A 15,870-nucleotide genomic window follows, 5' to 3' on the forward strand; every position below is an offset into this window, starting at 1 on the left:
TACATCGCGGAGGCTCCCAGAGAAGATTCTGTCCGAGAAGCCCGCCCGATGCCCGCCTCGCCCCTCCGCCTCGGCGTCAACGTCGATCACGTCGCCACCCTGCGCAACGCCCGCGGCGGCACGATGCCGGACCCGGTCCGGGCGGCCCAGGCGGCGATCGCGGCGGGCGCCGACGGCATCACCGCCCATCTGCGCGAGGACCGGCGCCACATCCGCGACGCCGACGTCGAGCGCCTGATGCGCGAGATCGACCGCCCGCTCAATTTCGAGATGGCGGTGACCGACGAGATGATGGGAATCGCCTTACGCCTGAAGCCTAACGCCGCCTGCCTGGTGCCGGAGAAGCGCGAGGAGCGCACCACCGAGGGTGGGCTCGACATCATCGGCGGCCGCCTGCATCTCGCCCCGGCCATCGCGCGCCTCAACGCGGCGGGCGTGCGGGTCTCGCTGTTCGTCGAGCCCGAGATCCACGTGATGGAGGCGGCGCACGCCCTCGGCGCGCCGGTCGTCGAGCTGCATACCGGAACCTATTGCGAGGCGGTGATCGCCGGCGACCCGGGGAGGATCCGGGCCGAGCTCGCGCGGCTGGCCCGGGCCGCCGAGCATGGCGGGGGCTTGGGGCTCGAGATCCATGCCGGTCACGGCCTGACCGTCGAGAGCGTCGGGCCGGTGGCGGCCCTGGCCCAGATCCGCGAGCTCAATATCGGCCACGCGCTGATGGCCGAGGCGATCTTCGACGGGTTGCCCGCCGCGATCCGGGCGATGCGGGCGGCGATGGAGGCGGGCCGCGCCGGGGGCGCCGCATGATCGTCGGCATCGGCTCCGACCTCTGCGACATCCGCCGGATCGAGCGCTCGCTTGAGCGTTTCGGCGACCGCTTCACCCACCGGGTCTTCACCGAGGGCGAGCGCGCCCGCAGCGACCGGCGCGCCGCGCGCGCGCCGTCCTACGCGCGGCGCTTCGCCGCCAAGGAGGCCTGCTCCAAGGCGCTCGGCACCGGCATGAGCCACGGGGTGTTCTGGCGCGACATGGAGGTGGTGAACCTGCCCGGCGGTCGCCCGACCCTGCGGCTGACCAACGGTGCGGCCGAGCGCCTCGCCGCCCTGATGCCGCCGGGCCACCGCCCGGTCGTCCACGTGACGCTGACCGATGATCCGCCGCTCGCCCAGGCCTTCGTCGTCATCGAGGCGCTGCCGGAAGGGTGACGCCGTCACGATCGCAGCGCCCGCCAGGGCGCCGGCGCCGATGCGCCGGACGCCTCGGCACGCTTGCCAAAGGCCCGAAGGACTGATTCGCTCCCTGTGCGCCACCGCGTTGCGGGCGGGCAGGCGTTGGTCTAGACCCCCCGCACCGCGCAAAAAGCCGGCCGCGTGCCCTCGGCGGGTGCCCAGGCGAAATTCTGCACGGACCGCCGGAGAGAACGAGCATGGATCGCGCACGCACGGACCACGACCTGAAACGCGGCAAGGAAGCCGGCGTCTGGGACTCGATCAAGGAGACCGTCAAGGTCGGCGTCCAGGCGCTGCTGATCGCCGTGGTGGTCCGCACCCTGCTGTTCCAGCCGTTCAACATCCCCTCCGGCTCGCTGATCCCGACTCTGCTGATCGGCGACTATCTGTTCGTCTCCAAATATTCGTACGGTTATTCCAAGTACTCGCTGCCGTTGAGCGAGTACCTGCCGTTCGAGGCCAAGGGCCGGATCTGGGGTGCCAGCCCCAAGCAGGGCGACATCTCGGTGTTCAAGCTGCCGAAGGACAACGCCACCGATTACATCAAGCGGGTGATCGGGCTGCCCGGCGACCGGATCCAGGTGATCGAGGGCGTGCTCAACATCAACGGCCGGCCGGTCAAGCGCGAGCGCATCGCCGATTACGCGACCACCGACGCCTTCGGCCAGCCGACCCTGGTGCCGCAATACCGCGAGACCCTGCCCAACGGCGTCACCCACGAGATCATCGAGCGCGACGGCGACCGCGGCCTGTGGGACAACACCCAGGTCTACACCGTGCCGCCGAACCACTTCTTCATGATGGGCGACAACCGCGACAATTCCACCGATTCGCGCGATCTCGGCAATGTCGGCTACGTGCCGTTCGAGAACCTGATCGGCCGGGCCGAGGTGATCTTCTTCTCGATCGACGAGGGCGCCGCCGCCTGGCAGATCTGGAACTGGCCGTGGACGGTGCGCTGGAACCGGCTGTTCAAGCCGATCCACTGACGGGAGAGTGAGGAGCTTGAGCGACGCCGACGCCGCCACCCCGCAGGCCGAGCCGCCCGCACCGGAATCCGGGCCGGGGGACGCCCCGCCGCGGCGCAAGCGCGGGATAAGGCGCCGGCCCGACCTCTCGGTGCTGGAGGAGCGGATCGGCCACCGCTTCGCCGACCGCGACCTGCTGGTGCAGGCGCTCACCCATGTGAGCGCGACCAACGGCCGGGGCAGCTACCAGCGCCTCGAATTCCTCGGCGACCGGGTGCTCGGCCTCGCCGTGGCGGACGGCCTCTACAATGCCCTGCCCGGCGCCGACGAGGGCGACCTGTCGCGGCGCCTGTCGAGCCTGGTGCGGCGCGAGAGCTGCGCCATGGTGGCCAATGCCTGGGAGGTCGGGCCGCACCTGAACCTCGGCGGCGGCGAGGTCCATGGCGGCGGGCGCCGCAACTCGGCCATCCTCGCCGATGTCTGCGAGGCGATCCTGGGGGCGATCTTCCTCGATGCCGGCTACGGCGCCGCCAAGGCGGTGATCGACCGGGCCTTCGAGGCCGACCGCCAGACCGAGGGCACGCGCAGCCGCGACCCGAAATCGGCGTTGCAGGAATGGGCGCAGGCGCAGGGCTGGCCGACGCCGACCTACATGGTGGTGGAGCGGGCCGGACCCGACCACGCGCCGCAATTTCGCATCGAGGCCCGGGTCACCGGCGTCGCGCCCGGCATCGGCATCGGCGGCTCCAAGCGCCTGGCCGAGCAGATGGCCGCGCGCGCGCTGCTGGTGCGCGAGGGGCTGTGGACCGGGGACGAGCCCGGGGAGCAACCAGAATGATCGACGACACCACACCCGAATCCGAGGATGACGGAACGCTCCCGGGCGCGCCCGCGGAGACCACTCCCCCGAAGGACACCCGCGCGGGCTTCGTCGCCCTGATCGGCGTACCGAATGCCGGCAAGTCGACCCTGCTCAACAGCCTCGTCGGCACCAAGGTGTCGATCGTCTCGCGCAAGGTGCAGACGACCCGGGCGCTGGTCCGCGGCATCGCCATGGAGGGCGACGCGCAGATCGTCCTCGTCGACACGCCCGGCATCTTCGCGCCGAAGCGCCGCCTCGACCGGGCGATGGTGACCTCGGCCTGGAGCGGCGCGGCCGATGCCGACGCGGTCTGCCTGCTGATCGACGCCCGCAAAGGCGTCGACGAGGAGGTCGACGCGATCCTCAAGCGGATGCCGGACCTCAAGCGCCCCAAGTTCCTGGTGCTCAACAAGATCGACGTGATCGCCCGCGAGCGGCTGCTGGCCCTCGCCGCCTCCCTCAACGAGCGGGTGCCGTTCGAGCGCACCTTCATGATCTCGGCGCTGACCGGCGACGGGGTCGACGACCTGCGCCGCGACCTCGCCGCCCGGATGCCGCCCGGTCCCTGGCTCTACCCCGAGGACCAGGTCTCCGACGCGCCGTTGCGGATGCTCGCCGCCGAGATCACCCGGGAGAAGATCTACGACCGCCTGCACGAGGAGCTGCCCTATTCCTCGACCGTCGAGACCGACCAGTGGCAGGTCCGGCCCGACGGCTCGGTGCGGATCGAGCAGACGATCTTCGTCGAGCGCGAGAGCCAGCGCTCGATCGTGCTCGGCAAGGGCGGGCAGACCATCAAGGCCATCGGCCAGGCCGCCCGGATCGACATCGCCGAGGCCGCCGAGGCGAAGGTCCACCTGTTCCTGTTCGTGAAGGTGCGGGAGAACTGGGCCGACGATCCCGAGCGCTACCGCGAGATGGGCCTGGAATTCCCCCGCGGCTAGAGCGGGGCCCGATCACGCTGCGATCGGACCCTGCTCCAAGTCTCTGGTTTTGCCGCATGTTCTGCGGCGAACCGGCATCCACTTCGTCGGACAATGCTCTAACGTGACCGATCCGATCTCCGCCCGGCTGGGCGTCTACGGCCACCCGCCTGCCGACCTCGCCGCCGTTCCGGACGGCGCGGTGCAGCTCTCCCCCCTCGCTCCCGGCGCCGCCGCCCTGGAGGATCTGGCCCCCGGCGCCCTCGACGGCCTGACCGTGCTGGCCCCGCCCGGCACCCTCGAGCGCCGCCATACCCTGGCGCTGGCCCTGCGGGCGCTCAAGCCAGGCAGCCCCCTCACGGTGCTGGCGCCGAAGGACCGTGGCGGCTCGCGGCTCGCCCGCGAGCTGTCCGGCTTCGGCTGCCGTCTCGACGAGACCGCGAAGCGCCATCACCGGATCGTCCGCACGGTCCGCCCGGAGGCGCCGGCCGGGCTCGACGAGGCCATCGCCGAGGGGGCCCAGCAGTTCCTGGCCGATCTCGGCCTGTGGTCGCAGCCCGGCATCTTCTCGTGGAACCGGGTCGATCCCGGCACGGCCCTGCTGATCGCGCAACTGCCGGCTCTGGCCGGCCGCGGCGCCGATCTCGGCTGCGGCCTCGGCGTCCTCGCCAGGGCGGTGCTGGCCTCGGAGAAGGTGACCGGGCTTACGCTCGTCGACAACGACCGCCGGGCGGTCGCGGCGGCGCGGCGCAACGTCGAGGATCCCCGGGTCGCGGTCACATGGGCCGATGCCCGCGCCGCCGATGCGGTGCCGGAGCGCCTGGACTTCGTGGTGATGAACCCGCCGTTCCACGATGGCGGCGCCGAGGACCGGGCGCTCGGCCAGGCCTTCATCCGCCGCGCCGCCGCGGCGCTCCGGCCGGGCGGGACGCTGTGGCTCACCGCCAACACCCATCTGCCCTACGAGGCGACGCTGGCGGAGGTGTTTCGCGAGGTCGTGCCGCGGGCCGCCGCCCAGGGCTATAAGATCCACGAGGCGCGCAAGTGAGCGCCAAGGGCAAGACGGCGTCGGTCCGGCTCGACCGGCTGCTCGCCAATCTCGGCTACGGCTCGCGCCGCGAGATCCAGATGCTCGCCCGCGCCGGCACGATCGTGCTCGACGGCGCTCCCTTGCGCGACGCCGACCAGCGCATCGCGCTGACCCCCGACCTGCCGGCCCGCCTCACCGTCCAGGCTAAGCCGCTCGATCCGCCGCCGGGCCTCGCGCTGATGCTGCACAAGCCGCTCGGCGTGACCTGCTCGCACAAGGAGGCCGGTCCGCTCGTCTACGGCCTGCTGCCCCCGCGCTGGCGCCGCCGCGAGCCGGCGATCTCGACCGTCGGCCGCCTCGACAAGGAGACGTCCGGCCTGCTGCTGCTGACCGACGACGGCGCGCTCCTGCACCGGATCATCTCGCCGAAGGCCAGCGTGTCGAAGCGGTACCAAGTCACGCTGGACCGCCCCTTGCGCGGCGACGAGGGGGCGGTCTTCGCCTCCGGCACCCTGATGCTGGAGGGCGAGGAGAAGCCGCTCCTGCCGGTCGCCCTGGAGGTCCACGGTCCGACAAGTGCGGCCGTGACCCTGACGGAGGGGCGCTACCACCAGGTCCGGCGGATGTTCGCGGCTCTCGGCAACCACGTGACGGCGTTGCACCGGGATCGGGTCGGGGCGCTGGACCTGCCGACGGACCTGGAGCCCGGGCAGTACCGGGTGATGGGGGAGGGGGATGTGGCGCGGGTGTTCGGAGAGGGGTGAGCGGGCCGTTGCGGCCTGTCTCGACCATGCCGACACACTCCAGCGTCGTCCCGGGTTCTGGCCTTCGGCGAGCCCCGGGATGACGCAGCGGATCGGAGCGACGATGGGGCGCGATCACATTCGGTCTCGTCAAATCCTGAAGCCCGTGCTGCGGCTGGGCATGCTCCTTGACCATCGCCAACGGGGTGAGCGGATCGCCGTCACGCACGAACCGTAGCAGCCTCAAGGTTCGCCAGCCCGCACGATCCGCCTGTGCGCTGCCGCACCAGGCCGCGACGCCAGCGGCCGCCAAGTATCCGATGATCGTTGTGCCGTCCCTCCCGCTCGTTCATCCCTGCTTCAGCGCTCCCGAGCCGAGGAAGACGATGTCGAACGGCACCGCGACCTTCTGGATCATCATTGCCGCCGTGAGCGCCTCATTCGGAGCCCTGCACGGGTTCCTGTTCGCCGACGGGCCGAATCTCGCAGGGATCCTGTACGGGACCTGCATCGGCCTTCTCACCATCGCCTACCAGCGCGGCGTCTTCCTCGCCGGCTACAGCGAGCGCCTGCGGCGGCTGCCCACGCCGGCCTATGTCGTGGCCGCCGAGATCAGCCTGGTGGTGCTGATCGTCGCCGGCATGGCGCTGACCGGGCTGCTCCTCTGGACGCTCGGCATCGTCGAGAAGCCCCTGACGGATGCCGTCACGCCGAAGCTCTCGACGATTCCGTTCGCGCTCGTGATGTCAGCCGTCATCGTCTCGGTCCTGCGGGTGCGCGACCTGATCGGCGGCGAGACGTTCCTCAACCTCATCCTGGGCCGCTATCACCGCCCGGTCAGGGAGGACCGCGTCTTCCTGTTCCTCGATCTCGCCGGCTCGACGGCCTATGCGGACCGCCACGGCGATCTCGCCGCGCAGGAACTGCTCAAGGCGGTGTTCTCCGCCATCGCCGAGCCGGTGCGTCGGTATCGCGGCCAGGTCGACGATTACGTCGGCGATCAGGTGATCATCTCCTGGCCGCTCGCGCGCGGCATCGCGGAGGCGCGGTGCGTGGCCTGCGTCTTCGCGATCCGTCGCGCCCTCGACGGCGACCGGGCGTGGTGGCTCGCCCGGTTCGGCCTGGTGCCCGAGCTGCGCGCGGCGCTGCATGGCGGCAGCGTGGTGACGGCGGAGGTCGGCGTCGACCGCCACAAGATCGCGTATTTCGGCGACGTCATGAACGCGACCGCCCGGCTCGAGGGCCTGTGCCGGGAGACCAGGAAGGCGGTGTTGATCTCGGAGGCCGTTCTCGCCCGGCTGTCGCGTCTCCCCGACGGCATCGAGGCCGAGCCGCTCGGCGCGTATCACTTGCGGGGGCGGCGCGAGACGATGGCGGTCCATGCGCTCGCGGACCGGCGCAGGCCGCGGCGCGTCGGCGCGTCGGTGGAGGTCGAAGCGGGACGCCAGGTGGCAGGGCGGGGCTACGCGGCCCTGCGCGGCTGAGGAGCAGGATGCCTCTGCCGGGTGGCGTCGACCCGCAGGACGGGCCGACGCACCGCACACGCCCTCTATCCCAGCGTCGTCAGATCCTGGAACCAGTGCTGCGCCTGGGTGTAGCCCTTCACCTTCGCCGACAGCGCGTGCGGGTTGGTGTCGTGCACGACCCAGACCTGCACCGCGTCGTCGACCACGATCTCGTGGATGCGCGCCACCATCTTGTCCTGCTCGGCCGGGTCGAAGCTCGCCCGCACCGCGTCGCAGAGCGTGTCGACCTCCGGGTTGCGGTAGTGGCTCCAGTTCACGCCGGTCGGGGCGACCTGCTTCGAATCGTAGAAGCGCAGGATCGCGTAGAGCGGATCGGACGTGACATAGGCGATGTTGCTGCCGGTGATGCCCTTCATCGACGGGTCGGCGGCGCCCTGGCGCCAGGCGGTGTAGGCGACCTCCAGCTCCACCGCCTGGAACTCGATCGCGATGCCGACCTCCGCCCAGGATTGCTGCACGAACTCGTTGATCGGCAGCGACAGCATCTGGCCCGAGCCGCCGGTCGGGATGATGAACCTGGTCTTCAGCGGGTTCTGGACCGAGTAGCCCGCCTCCTTCACCAGCTTGCGCGCGGCGTCGATGTCGTAGCCGATCTTGAAGCCCGGCTTGCCGAACCACGGGCTCGACGGCTGCACCTGCCCGACGGCCGGCGTGGCGAGCCCGCCCATCAGCGCGGCGACGCCGTCGCGGTCGATGGCGAGGTTGGCGGCCTTGCGCAGGCGCAGGTCGCGCCACGGGCTGCCCTCGAGCATCGACAGGTGGTAGTTCCAGACATGCGGCGTGTCGTTGCCGGTGACGCGCATCCCGGCGCCCTTGAGGCGCGGCACCGCGTCGGGGGCGGGCAATTCGATCAGGTCGGCATTGCCGGACAGGAGGGCGTTGGCGCGGGCCAGGTCCTCCGGGATGCAGGCCAGGGTGAGCTTTGCCAGGCGCGGCATGCGCTTGGGGTTCCAGTAGGTCGGGTTCGGCACGAGGTCGAGGCGCACCCGCGGCACCAGGGCGGCGAGGCGGTAGGGCCCGGTGCCGGCGGGCTGGAACGCGAACTTGGTCCAGTCGCGCCCGACCGCCTCGTACTGCGCCGGCGACGAGATCAGGAACCACAGCATCTGGTAGGGAAACAGCGCGTCGACCGCCTTGGTGGTGACCTGCACCGTCATCGGGTCGAGCTTCTTGTAGGAGGCGACCGAGGGCAGGCGCGGGCGCACCTGCGAGGCCTGGCGCTGGTCGTAGTGCGGGGCCTTGGCGTCCAGCACCTTGTCGAAGTTCCAGATCACCGCGTCGGCATCGAAGCCCGAGCCGTCGTGGAACTTCACCCCCTCGCGCAGGCGGAAGATCCAGTTGCGGCGGTCCGCCGGATCGCTCTCCCAGGAGGTGGCGAGGCCGGGCACCAGCTTGCCGGGACGGTCGGCGACGTCGAGCTCCCAGGCGACCAGGGGATCGTACAGGGTGAGCCCGGTGAACTGGTAGCCGCCCGCACCCCGGTCCGGCTGGCCGGTGGTGAGCGGCAGGTCGAACAGCGAGATGCCGTAGGTCAGGCTGCCCGAGGCCGTGCCTTCCGCCAGGACGGCGCCTGTAGGCCCGAGGGCGGCCAGGGCCGAGGCGCCGGCCAGCAGCTGACGGCGCGAGAGGGAGGCGTGACGCATGACGAGGAACCCCAGGTGGCGTGCGGCCGCTCCGGGCCGCCGCGTGACATGCCTGACGCTAGCAAGAGGCGTGCAAGCGCTGCCGGCGCGGCTCCCGCGTTCACCCTCGAACCAGTCGCATAAAGACATCTTTATATCTTGATTGCCTCCCCGCCGGGGGGCTGCTATAGGCCCGGGCGAACCGGCCGCTACGGGGAGCCCGACCATGCCGAGCACGCACGACTACATCGTCAAGGACATCGCCCTGGCCGATTTCGGCCGCAAGGAGATCGCGATCGCCGAGACCGAGATGCCCGGCCTGATGGCCGTGCGCGAGGAATACGCCGCGAGCCAGCCGCTGAAGGGCGCCAAGATCGCCGGCTCGCTCCACATGACGATCCAGACCGCGGTGCTGATCGAGACCCTGAAGGCTCTCGGCGCCGATATCCGCTGGGTGTCGTGCAACATCTACTCGACCCAGGATCACGCCGCCGCCGCGATCGCCGCGGCCGGCATCCCGGTCTTCGCCATCAAGGGCGAGACCCTGACGGATTACTGGGACTACACCGCCAAGCTGTTCGAGTGGCATGACGGCGGCATGCCGAACATGATCCTCGACGACGGCGGCGACGCCACGATGTTCGTGCATCTCGGCCTGCGCGCCGAGAACGGCGACACCGCCTTCCTCGACAAGCCGGGCTCGGAGGAGGAGGAGATCTTCTTCGCGCTCCTCAAGCGCATGCTGGCCGAGAAGCCGAAGGGCTGGTTCGCAGGCCTCGCCGAGTCGATCAAGGGCGTCTCCGAGGAGACCACCACCGGCGTGCACCGCCTGTACCTGCTCGCCAAGGAGGGCAAGCTCCTCTTCCCGGCGATCAACGTCAACGACGCGGTCACCAAGTCGAAGTTCGACAACCTCTATGGCTGCCGCGAGTCGCTGGTCGACGGCATCCGCCGCGGCACCGACGTGATGATGGCCGGCAAGGTCGCGATGGTCGCCGGCTTCGGCGACGTCGGCAAGGGCTCGGCCGCCTCGCTCCGCAATGCCGGCTGCCGCGTGCTGGTCTCCGAGGTCGACCCGATCTGCGCCCTCCAGGCCGCGATGGAAGGCTACGAGGTCACCACGATGGAGGATGCCGCCCCCCGCGCCGACATCTTCGTGACCGCGACCGGCAACAAGGACGTCATCACGCTCGACCACATGCGGGCGATGAAGGACCGGGCGATCGTCTGCAACATCGGCCACTTCGACAACGAGATCCAGGTCGCGGGTCTCAAGAACCTGAAGTGGCAGAACATCAAGCCGCAGGTCGACGAGATCGAGTTCGCCGACGGCCACCGCATCATCCTGCTGTCGGAGGGCCGCCTGGTGAACCTCGGCAACGCGATGGGCCACCCGTCCTTCGTGATGTCGGCCTCGTTCACCAACCAGACGCTCGCCCAGATCGAGCTCTGGACCAACCCGGGCAAGTACGAGAAGAAAGTCTACACTCTGCCGAAGGCTCTCGACGAGAAGGTCGCGGCGCTGCACCTCGAGAAGATCGGCGTCAAGCTGACCAAGCTGCGCGAGGACCAGGCTGCCTATATCGGCGTCAAGCAGAGCGGCCCGTTCAAGCCCGAGCACTACCGTTACTGATAAAATTCCCATCACGCGGTGATGGGATCGAGAGCCCGGTCGAGAGGCCGGGCTCTTCTTTTTGCGGGTACGCTCGGCGGTGGCGGTTGCAGGCACGGTCACACCGCGCATGTTCTATCTTTGTTCTGACATGGGTGTGGCATTTCTGTGCTCTTGACGATGCTCCGCACCGGCATCGCCCCCCTCCGCCCAATTCACCTCTTCCGGGCTGAATCCGCGGCGCGCTAAACTCCGGCCGAATCTGTGGTGAGGGGGCCTGCTTTGCGGTCGCGGGCAGGTCCCCGCGTTCATCGAGGCGTGGCGTTCAGGTCGCAGGCGTGCCGGTCCGGTCGAGGGACGGCGCGCCGGCTTGCGTGGAGACGGACGGATCATGGGGGTAGGACGAACGCCGCGGCGCCTCGGCGGCGGCGCGGGCGCCGGTATTCTCGGCGGCGCACTCGGCCTCGCCGCCGCCGCCCAGGCAGCCGAGACCGCTCCGGGCCTGCACGCGCACAACGCCGTCGGCTTCGCGGTGCTGATCGGCTTGACGATCTTCGCCACCATCCTGTCGCTGCTCTACCTGCGCGAGCGCGCCCGCTGGGCCCGTCGCGAGTGCCGGTTGAACACCGAGCTCGCCGACCTGCGCGGCGCCCACGACCGGGCCGAGCTGCTGCTGGGCTCCGAGCCGCAGGTCATCGTGACCTGGGATACCCGCGGCGAGCCGCGGATCGAGGGCGATGTCGGCATCACCGCCGAAGGATCGCGGCCGGGCTCGGCCCGCCGGGTCCTGGCCTTCGGCGCCTGGCTCGTCTCCCAGGACGCCGCCGCCCTGGACGCCGCGGTCGAATCCTTGCGCGGGCGCGGCGAGCGCTTCCGCCGCACCGTCCACACCCTCCAGGGCCGGACCATCGAGGCGCAGGGCCAGGCGGTCGGCGGCCAGGCGCTGCTGCGCCTGCGCGAGCTGACCGGCGAGCGCCGCGAGCTGGTCGAGCTGCGTGCGACCCTGGACGAGGCCCGCCACGGCCTCTCGGCCTTGGCCGGCCTCCTCGACGCGATTCCCCAACCGGTCTGGCGCCGCGGCCGGGACGGGCGCCTGGCCTGGGCCAACGCCGCCTACGTCGCGGCGGCCGAGGCCGGCGACGCCGCCCGGGCGGTGCGCGAAGGGGCTGAGCTGCTGGAGCGGCAGGCCCGCGAGGAGGCGGATCGCCGCCGCTCCCGCGGCGCCGCCGGCCCCTTGCGGGTCTCGGCCGTGATCGCGGGCGCGCGCCGCACCCTCGACGTCACCGAGGTCTCGACCGAGGGCGGCACGGTCGGCATCGCGGTCGACGTCTCGGAGCTGGAGAGCGTGCGCGCCGACCTGCAGCGCCAGATGGACGCCAACGTCCGCACCCTCGACCAATTGCCCACCGCCGTCGCGATGTTCGATGCGCGCCAGCAGCTGATCTTCCACAACGCCGCCTATCGCCAGCTCTGGGACCTCGACCCCGCCTTCCTGGAGACCCGGCCCCTCGACGGCGAGATCCTCGACGCCCTGCGCAACGCCCGCAAGCTGCCCGAGCAGGCGGATTTCCGGACCTGGAAGGCCGGGGTGCTGGGCGCCTACCGGGCCGCGGAGGCGCAGGAGACCTGGTGGCACCTGCCCGACGGACGGACGCTGCGCGTCCTCGCCGACCCGAACCCGCAAGGCGGCCTGACCTACCTGTTCGAGGACGTGTCCGAGCGGGTCCACCTCGAATCGCGCTACAACGTGCTGATGCAGGTGCAGAGCGAGACGCTCGACACCCTGCGCGAGCCGGTGGCGGTGTTCGGCACCGACGGCCGGCTGAAATTCGCCAACCGCGCCTTCACCCAGGTCTGGCGCATCGCCCCCGAGATGCTGGAGGTCCAGCCCCATATCGATCAGGTGATCGCGGTCTGCCGCACCTTGAGCCCGGCCGAGGAGCCGTGGACGCGGATCCGCGAGGCGGTGACCGGCCTCGTCGACGCCCGTCGCGGCCTCGCCTGCCGGCTGGCGCTCGCCGACGGCACCATGCTCGACTGCGCCGCCGAGCCGCTGCCCGACGGCGCCACGCTGCTCACCCACATCGACGTGACGGCGAGCGTCAACGTCGAGCGGGCGCTGACCGACAAGAACGACGCCCTGGAGCGCACGACGCGCCTGCGCGACGAGTTCGTCCACCACGTGTCCTACGAGCTGCGCTCGCCGCTCACCAACATCATCGGCTTCACCGAGCTCCTCGGCGACGAGACCGTCGGCGCCCTCAACCCGCGCCAGCGCGAATACGCCGACCACATCATGCGCTCCTCGGCGGCGCTCCTCGTCATCATCAACGACATCCTCGACCTGGCCTCGATCGATGCCGGCTCGATGGAGCTGACGCGCGAGCGGGTCGACGTCCAGACCACCATCGCGGCGGCGGTGCGCGGCATCGGCGACCGGCTGGCCGAGGCCGACATCGCCCTCGTCCTCGACGTGCCGGCCGACATCGGCAGCTTCGTCGCCGACGGCAAGCGCATCCGCCAGATCCTGTTCAACCTGCTCTCCAACGCCGTCGGCTTCTCGGCCCCGGGCCAGCAGGTGCGGGTCTGCGCCCGCAAGGACGGCGAGAGCCTGGTGCTGGAGGTGATCGACCAGGGCCGCGGCATGCCGCCCGAGGTGATGGCGCGGGTCTTCGAGCGGTTCGAGAGCCACACGCTCGGCACCCGCCACCGCGGCGTGGGCCTCGGCCTCTCGATCGTGCGCTCCTTCGTCGAGCTGCATGGCGGGCGCATCGACATCGCATCGGCCCCCGGGGCCGGCACCCGGGTCACCTGCACCTTCCCGGTCGACGACGGCGAGGCCCATCTGGCGGCGGCCGAGTAGCCGGCGAACGGCCGCCGCGGGTCGCAGTGTGGTGCCGGCGGGTGACGGGTTCGGGAAATTCCGGCACCCTGGGCGCGTTACGGTCCGGGAGCAGGCGCCGCCTGCATCCGGGAAGGGTTAAGGTTCATGGGCTATGACGGGGTCCTTCAGCCCCGGACGGGCCCGTGAGCGAGGATGGCGGAGTGGACCAGGAGGGTATGGCCGAGCGCACACCCTGGGAGATCGTGCTGCCGGACGAGAGCGCGACCGAGGATCTCGGCTGCTTCCTCGCCGAGATCCTGCGGCCCGGTGACCTGGTGGCGTTGTCGGGCGGATTGGGTGGCGGCAAGACGACGCTGGCCCGGGCGATCATCCGCGAGATCGTCGGCGATCCGGAGCTCGAGGTCCCGAGCCCGACCTTCACCCTCGTCCAGCCCTACGAGGGCCGGACCGGGCAGGCTCTGGTCCATGCCGACCTCTACCGCCTGCGCGGGCCCGACGAGCTGGTCGAGCTCGGCTTCGACGAGATGACCGAGCGGGCGATCGCGCTGGTCGAATGGCCCGACCGGCTGCCGCCGCGCCACGGCCCGACGCTCGCCATCGACCTCTCGCTCAAGCCCGAATTCGGCGACGATGCCCGCCTCGCCCGCCTGATCGGCGGCGGCGGCCTCGGCGGCCGGCTGATGCGGGCCCGTGCCCTGCGCGTCCTTCTCGACCGCTCCGGCTGGGGCGAGGCCGAGCGGGCCCACATGCAGGGCGACGCGTCGAGCCGGTCCTACGAGCGCCTGACCAACCCGGACGGCGCCAAGGCGGTTTTGATGATCTCGCCGCCGAAGGCCGACGGGCCGCCGGTGCGCGACGGCAAGCCCTACAGCGCCATCGTCCACCTCGCCGAGAGCGTGCACGCCTTCGTGGCGATGGATCGCGGCCTGCGGGCGCTCGGCCTCTCGGCCCCGAGGATCCTCGGCGAGGACCTGGAGGCGGGGCTTTTGATCCTCGAGGATCTCGGCAGCGAGCCGGTCGCCGACCAGAACGGCCCGCGGCCCGAGCGCTACGCCGAGGCGGTGAAGGTGCTGGCGCGCCTGCACGGCACCACGCTGCCGACCGTGCTGCCGGTGGCGGAGGGGCGCGACCACGAGCTGCCGCCCTACGACCGTGGGGCGCTGCTGTTCGAGGCCGAGCTGCTGCCGGAATGGTACGCTCCGTTCGTCGCCAACCGCCCCCTGGCCCCGGCCGCGCGGGCGAGCTTCGTCGCCGCCTGGGGCGAGGCCCTGGACGGGATCGAGGCCGAGGCCCGGACCTGGATCCTGCGCGATTACCACTCCCCCAACCTGATCTGGCTGCCGGAGCGCGACGGGATCGAGCGCATCGGCCTGATCGACTTCCAGGACGCGGTTCTGGGTCATCCGGCCTACGACGTCGCCTCGCTGCTGCAGGACGCCCGGGTCGATGCCAGCGCCGAGTTCGAGCTGCGCCTGCTCGGCCTCTATGCCCGCGAGCGCCGCCTACGCGACGCCGAGTTCGACATGCAGGGCTTCGCCCGCGCCTACGCGGTGCTGGCGGCGCAGCGTGCGACCAAGATCCTCGGCATCTTCGCCCGCCTCAACCGGCGCGACGGCAAGCCGGGCTACCTCGCCCACCTGCCGCGCATCGAGGGCTATCTCGCCCGCAACCTCGCCCATCCGGCGCTCGCCGGCGTGCGGGCCTGGTACGCCGAGCACCTGCCGCGCCTCTGCCCCGCCGATTCCTGACCGCCGAAACATCGCCCGATGACCGATTCCCAACAGCCCGCCGTGACCCGCGCCTTCGTGCTGGCCGCGGGCCTCGGCAAGCGCATGCGCCCGATCACCGCGACGACGCCCAAGCCCCTGGTCGAGGTCGCCGGCAAGTCGCTGGTCGATTACGCCCTCGACCGGATCGCCGAGGCCGGCATCCCGGAGGCGGTGGTGAACGTGCACTACCTCGCCGACCTGATGGAGGCGCATCTGGTGCGCCGGCGCTCACGCCCGCTGATCACCATCTCGGACGAGCGCGACAAGCTCCTCGAGACGGGCGGCGGCGTGAAGAAGGCGCTCCGCCATCTGGGCCCGGCGCCGTTCATGGTGCTGAACTCCGATTCGTTCTGGCTCGAAGGCCCGCAGCCGAATCTCCGCCGGCTCGTCGCCGCCTGGGACCCGGAGCGGATGGACATGCTGCTGCTGCTCGCCTCCGCGGCGACCAGCCTCGGCTATGACGGCCCGGGCGACTTCCAGATGGACAAGGAGGGCCGCCTGGCGCGCCGGGCCGAGCGCGAGGTCGCGCCCTTCGTCTATGCCGGCGTCGCGATCGTGAAGCCCGAGCTGTTCGCCGACACGCCGGACGGTTCGTTCTCCCTCAACCTGCTGTTCGACCGCGCCATCGCGGCGGAGCGCCTGTTCGGGCTCCGCCTCGACGGGCAGTGGCTGCATGTCGGCACGCCGGAGGCCTTGCGCGAGGCCGAGGAGCGGGTGAAGGCGAGTGCGACCCAGCCGTAA

At 71.0% G+C, this 15,870-nt stretch carries 13 protein-coding genes; 12 read left to right on the forward strand and 1 reads right to left on the reverse strand.

The features are described 5' to 3' along the window. The first annotated feature begins 48 nt into the window (after positions 1–48). From FF100_RS02260 to FF100_RS02295, 8 genes are all read left to right on the forward strand, one after another. Positions 49–807, forward strand: coding sequence for a pyridoxine 5'-phosphate synthase (locus FF100_RS02260; RefSeq protein WP_139033923.1), 759 nt, complete (start codon positions 49–51; stop codon positions 805–807). Next, positions 804–1,205: a holo-ACP synthase gene (gene acpS, locus FF100_RS02265; RefSeq protein ID WP_139033924.1), complete on the forward strand. Its 402-nt coding sequence runs from the start codon at positions 804–806 to the stop codon at positions 1,203–1,205. Before FF100_RS02260 ends, acpS begins: the two co-directional genes overlap by 4 nt. Before the next feature lie 221 nt (positions 1,206–1,426). Then, positions 1,427–2,218 carry a signal peptidase I gene (lepB, locus tag FF100_RS02270; RefSeq protein WP_139033925.1) on the forward strand — a complete coding sequence of 264 codons (792 nt, stop codon included), beginning with the start codon at positions 1,427–1,429 and terminating at the stop codon, positions 2,216–2,218. A 106-nt stretch (positions 2,219–2,324) separates the two neighbouring features. Next, complete coding sequence (rnc, locus tag FF100_RS02275) at positions 2,325–3,035, forward strand: ribonuclease III (protein ID WP_246101908.1); 711 nt, start codon at positions 2,325–2,327, stop codon at positions 3,033–3,035. Further along, complete coding sequence (era, locus tag FF100_RS02280) at positions 3,032–4,003, forward strand: GTPase Era (RefSeq protein WP_139033927.1); 972 nt, start codon at positions 3,032–3,034, stop codon at positions 4,001–4,003. Before rnc ends, era begins: the two co-directional genes overlap by 4 nt. A gap of 103 nt (positions 4,004–4,106) precedes the next feature. After that, positions 4,107–5,030, forward strand: a complete 924-nt coding sequence (locus FF100_RS02285; protein ID WP_246101878.1) for a class I SAM-dependent methyltransferase — start codon at positions 4,107–4,109, stop codon at positions 5,028–5,030. Further along, positions 5,027–5,776, forward strand: coding sequence for a pseudouridine synthase (locus FF100_RS02290; protein WP_139033928.1), 750 nt, complete (start codon positions 5,027–5,029; stop codon positions 5,774–5,776). The genes FF100_RS02285 and FF100_RS02290 overlap by 4 nt, the downstream gene beginning before the upstream one ends. Positions 5,777–6,141: 365 nt before the next feature. Further along, positions 6,142–7,239, forward strand: a complete 1,098-nt coding sequence (locus tag FF100_RS02295) for an adenylate/guanylate cyclase domain-containing protein (RefSeq protein WP_139033929.1) — start codon at positions 6,142–6,144, stop codon at positions 7,237–7,239. Between the two features lie 65 nt (positions 7,240–7,304). Here the strand turns inward: FF100_RS02295 and FF100_RS02300 are convergent, their stop codons facing one another. Further along, positions 7,305–8,924 (reverse strand): ABC transporter substrate-binding protein, encoded by a 1,620-nt coding sequence (locus FF100_RS02300; protein ID WP_139033930.1) that lies wholly within the window; start codon positions 8,922–8,924, stop codon positions 7,305–7,307. A 205-nt stretch (positions 8,925–9,129) separates the two neighbouring features. Here FF100_RS02300 and ahcY point away from each other — a divergent pair, with 205 nt between their 5' ends. The 4 genes from ahcY (at position 9,130) to FF100_RS02320 (ending at position 15,870) form a co-directional block, all read left to right on the forward strand. Then, entirely contained in the window at positions 9,130–10,536 is a 1,407-nt protein-coding gene (gene ahcY, locus FF100_RS02305) for an adenosylhomocysteinase (protein ID WP_139033931.1), read from the forward strand. Between the two features lie 370 nt (positions 10,537–10,906). Beyond that, on the forward strand, positions 10,907–13,378 hold the full coding sequence (locus FF100_RS02310; protein WP_139033932.1) for a sensor histidine kinase: 2,472 nt from the start codon (positions 10,907–10,909) through the stop codon (positions 13,376–13,378). Between the two features lie 197 nt (positions 13,379–13,575). Next, positions 13,576–15,108, forward strand: coding sequence for a tRNA (adenosine(37)-N6)-threonylcarbamoyltransferase complex ATPase subunit type 1 TsaE (gene tsaE / locus FF100_RS02315; RefSeq protein ID WP_171070018.1), 1,533 nt, complete (start codon positions 13,576–13,578; stop codon positions 15,106–15,108). Positions 15,109–15,126: 18 nt separating this feature from the next. After that, positions 15,127–15,870 (forward strand): nucleotidyltransferase family protein, encoded by a 744-nt coding sequence (locus tag FF100_RS02320; protein ID WP_139033934.1) that lies wholly within the window; start codon positions 15,127–15,129, stop codon positions 15,868–15,870.

The organism is Methylobacterium terricola, assembly GCF_006151805.1.
In the GTDB taxonomy this organism is placed as follows: Bacteria; Pseudomonadota; Alphaproteobacteria; order Rhizobiales; family Beijerinckiaceae; genus Methylobacterium; species Methylobacterium terricola.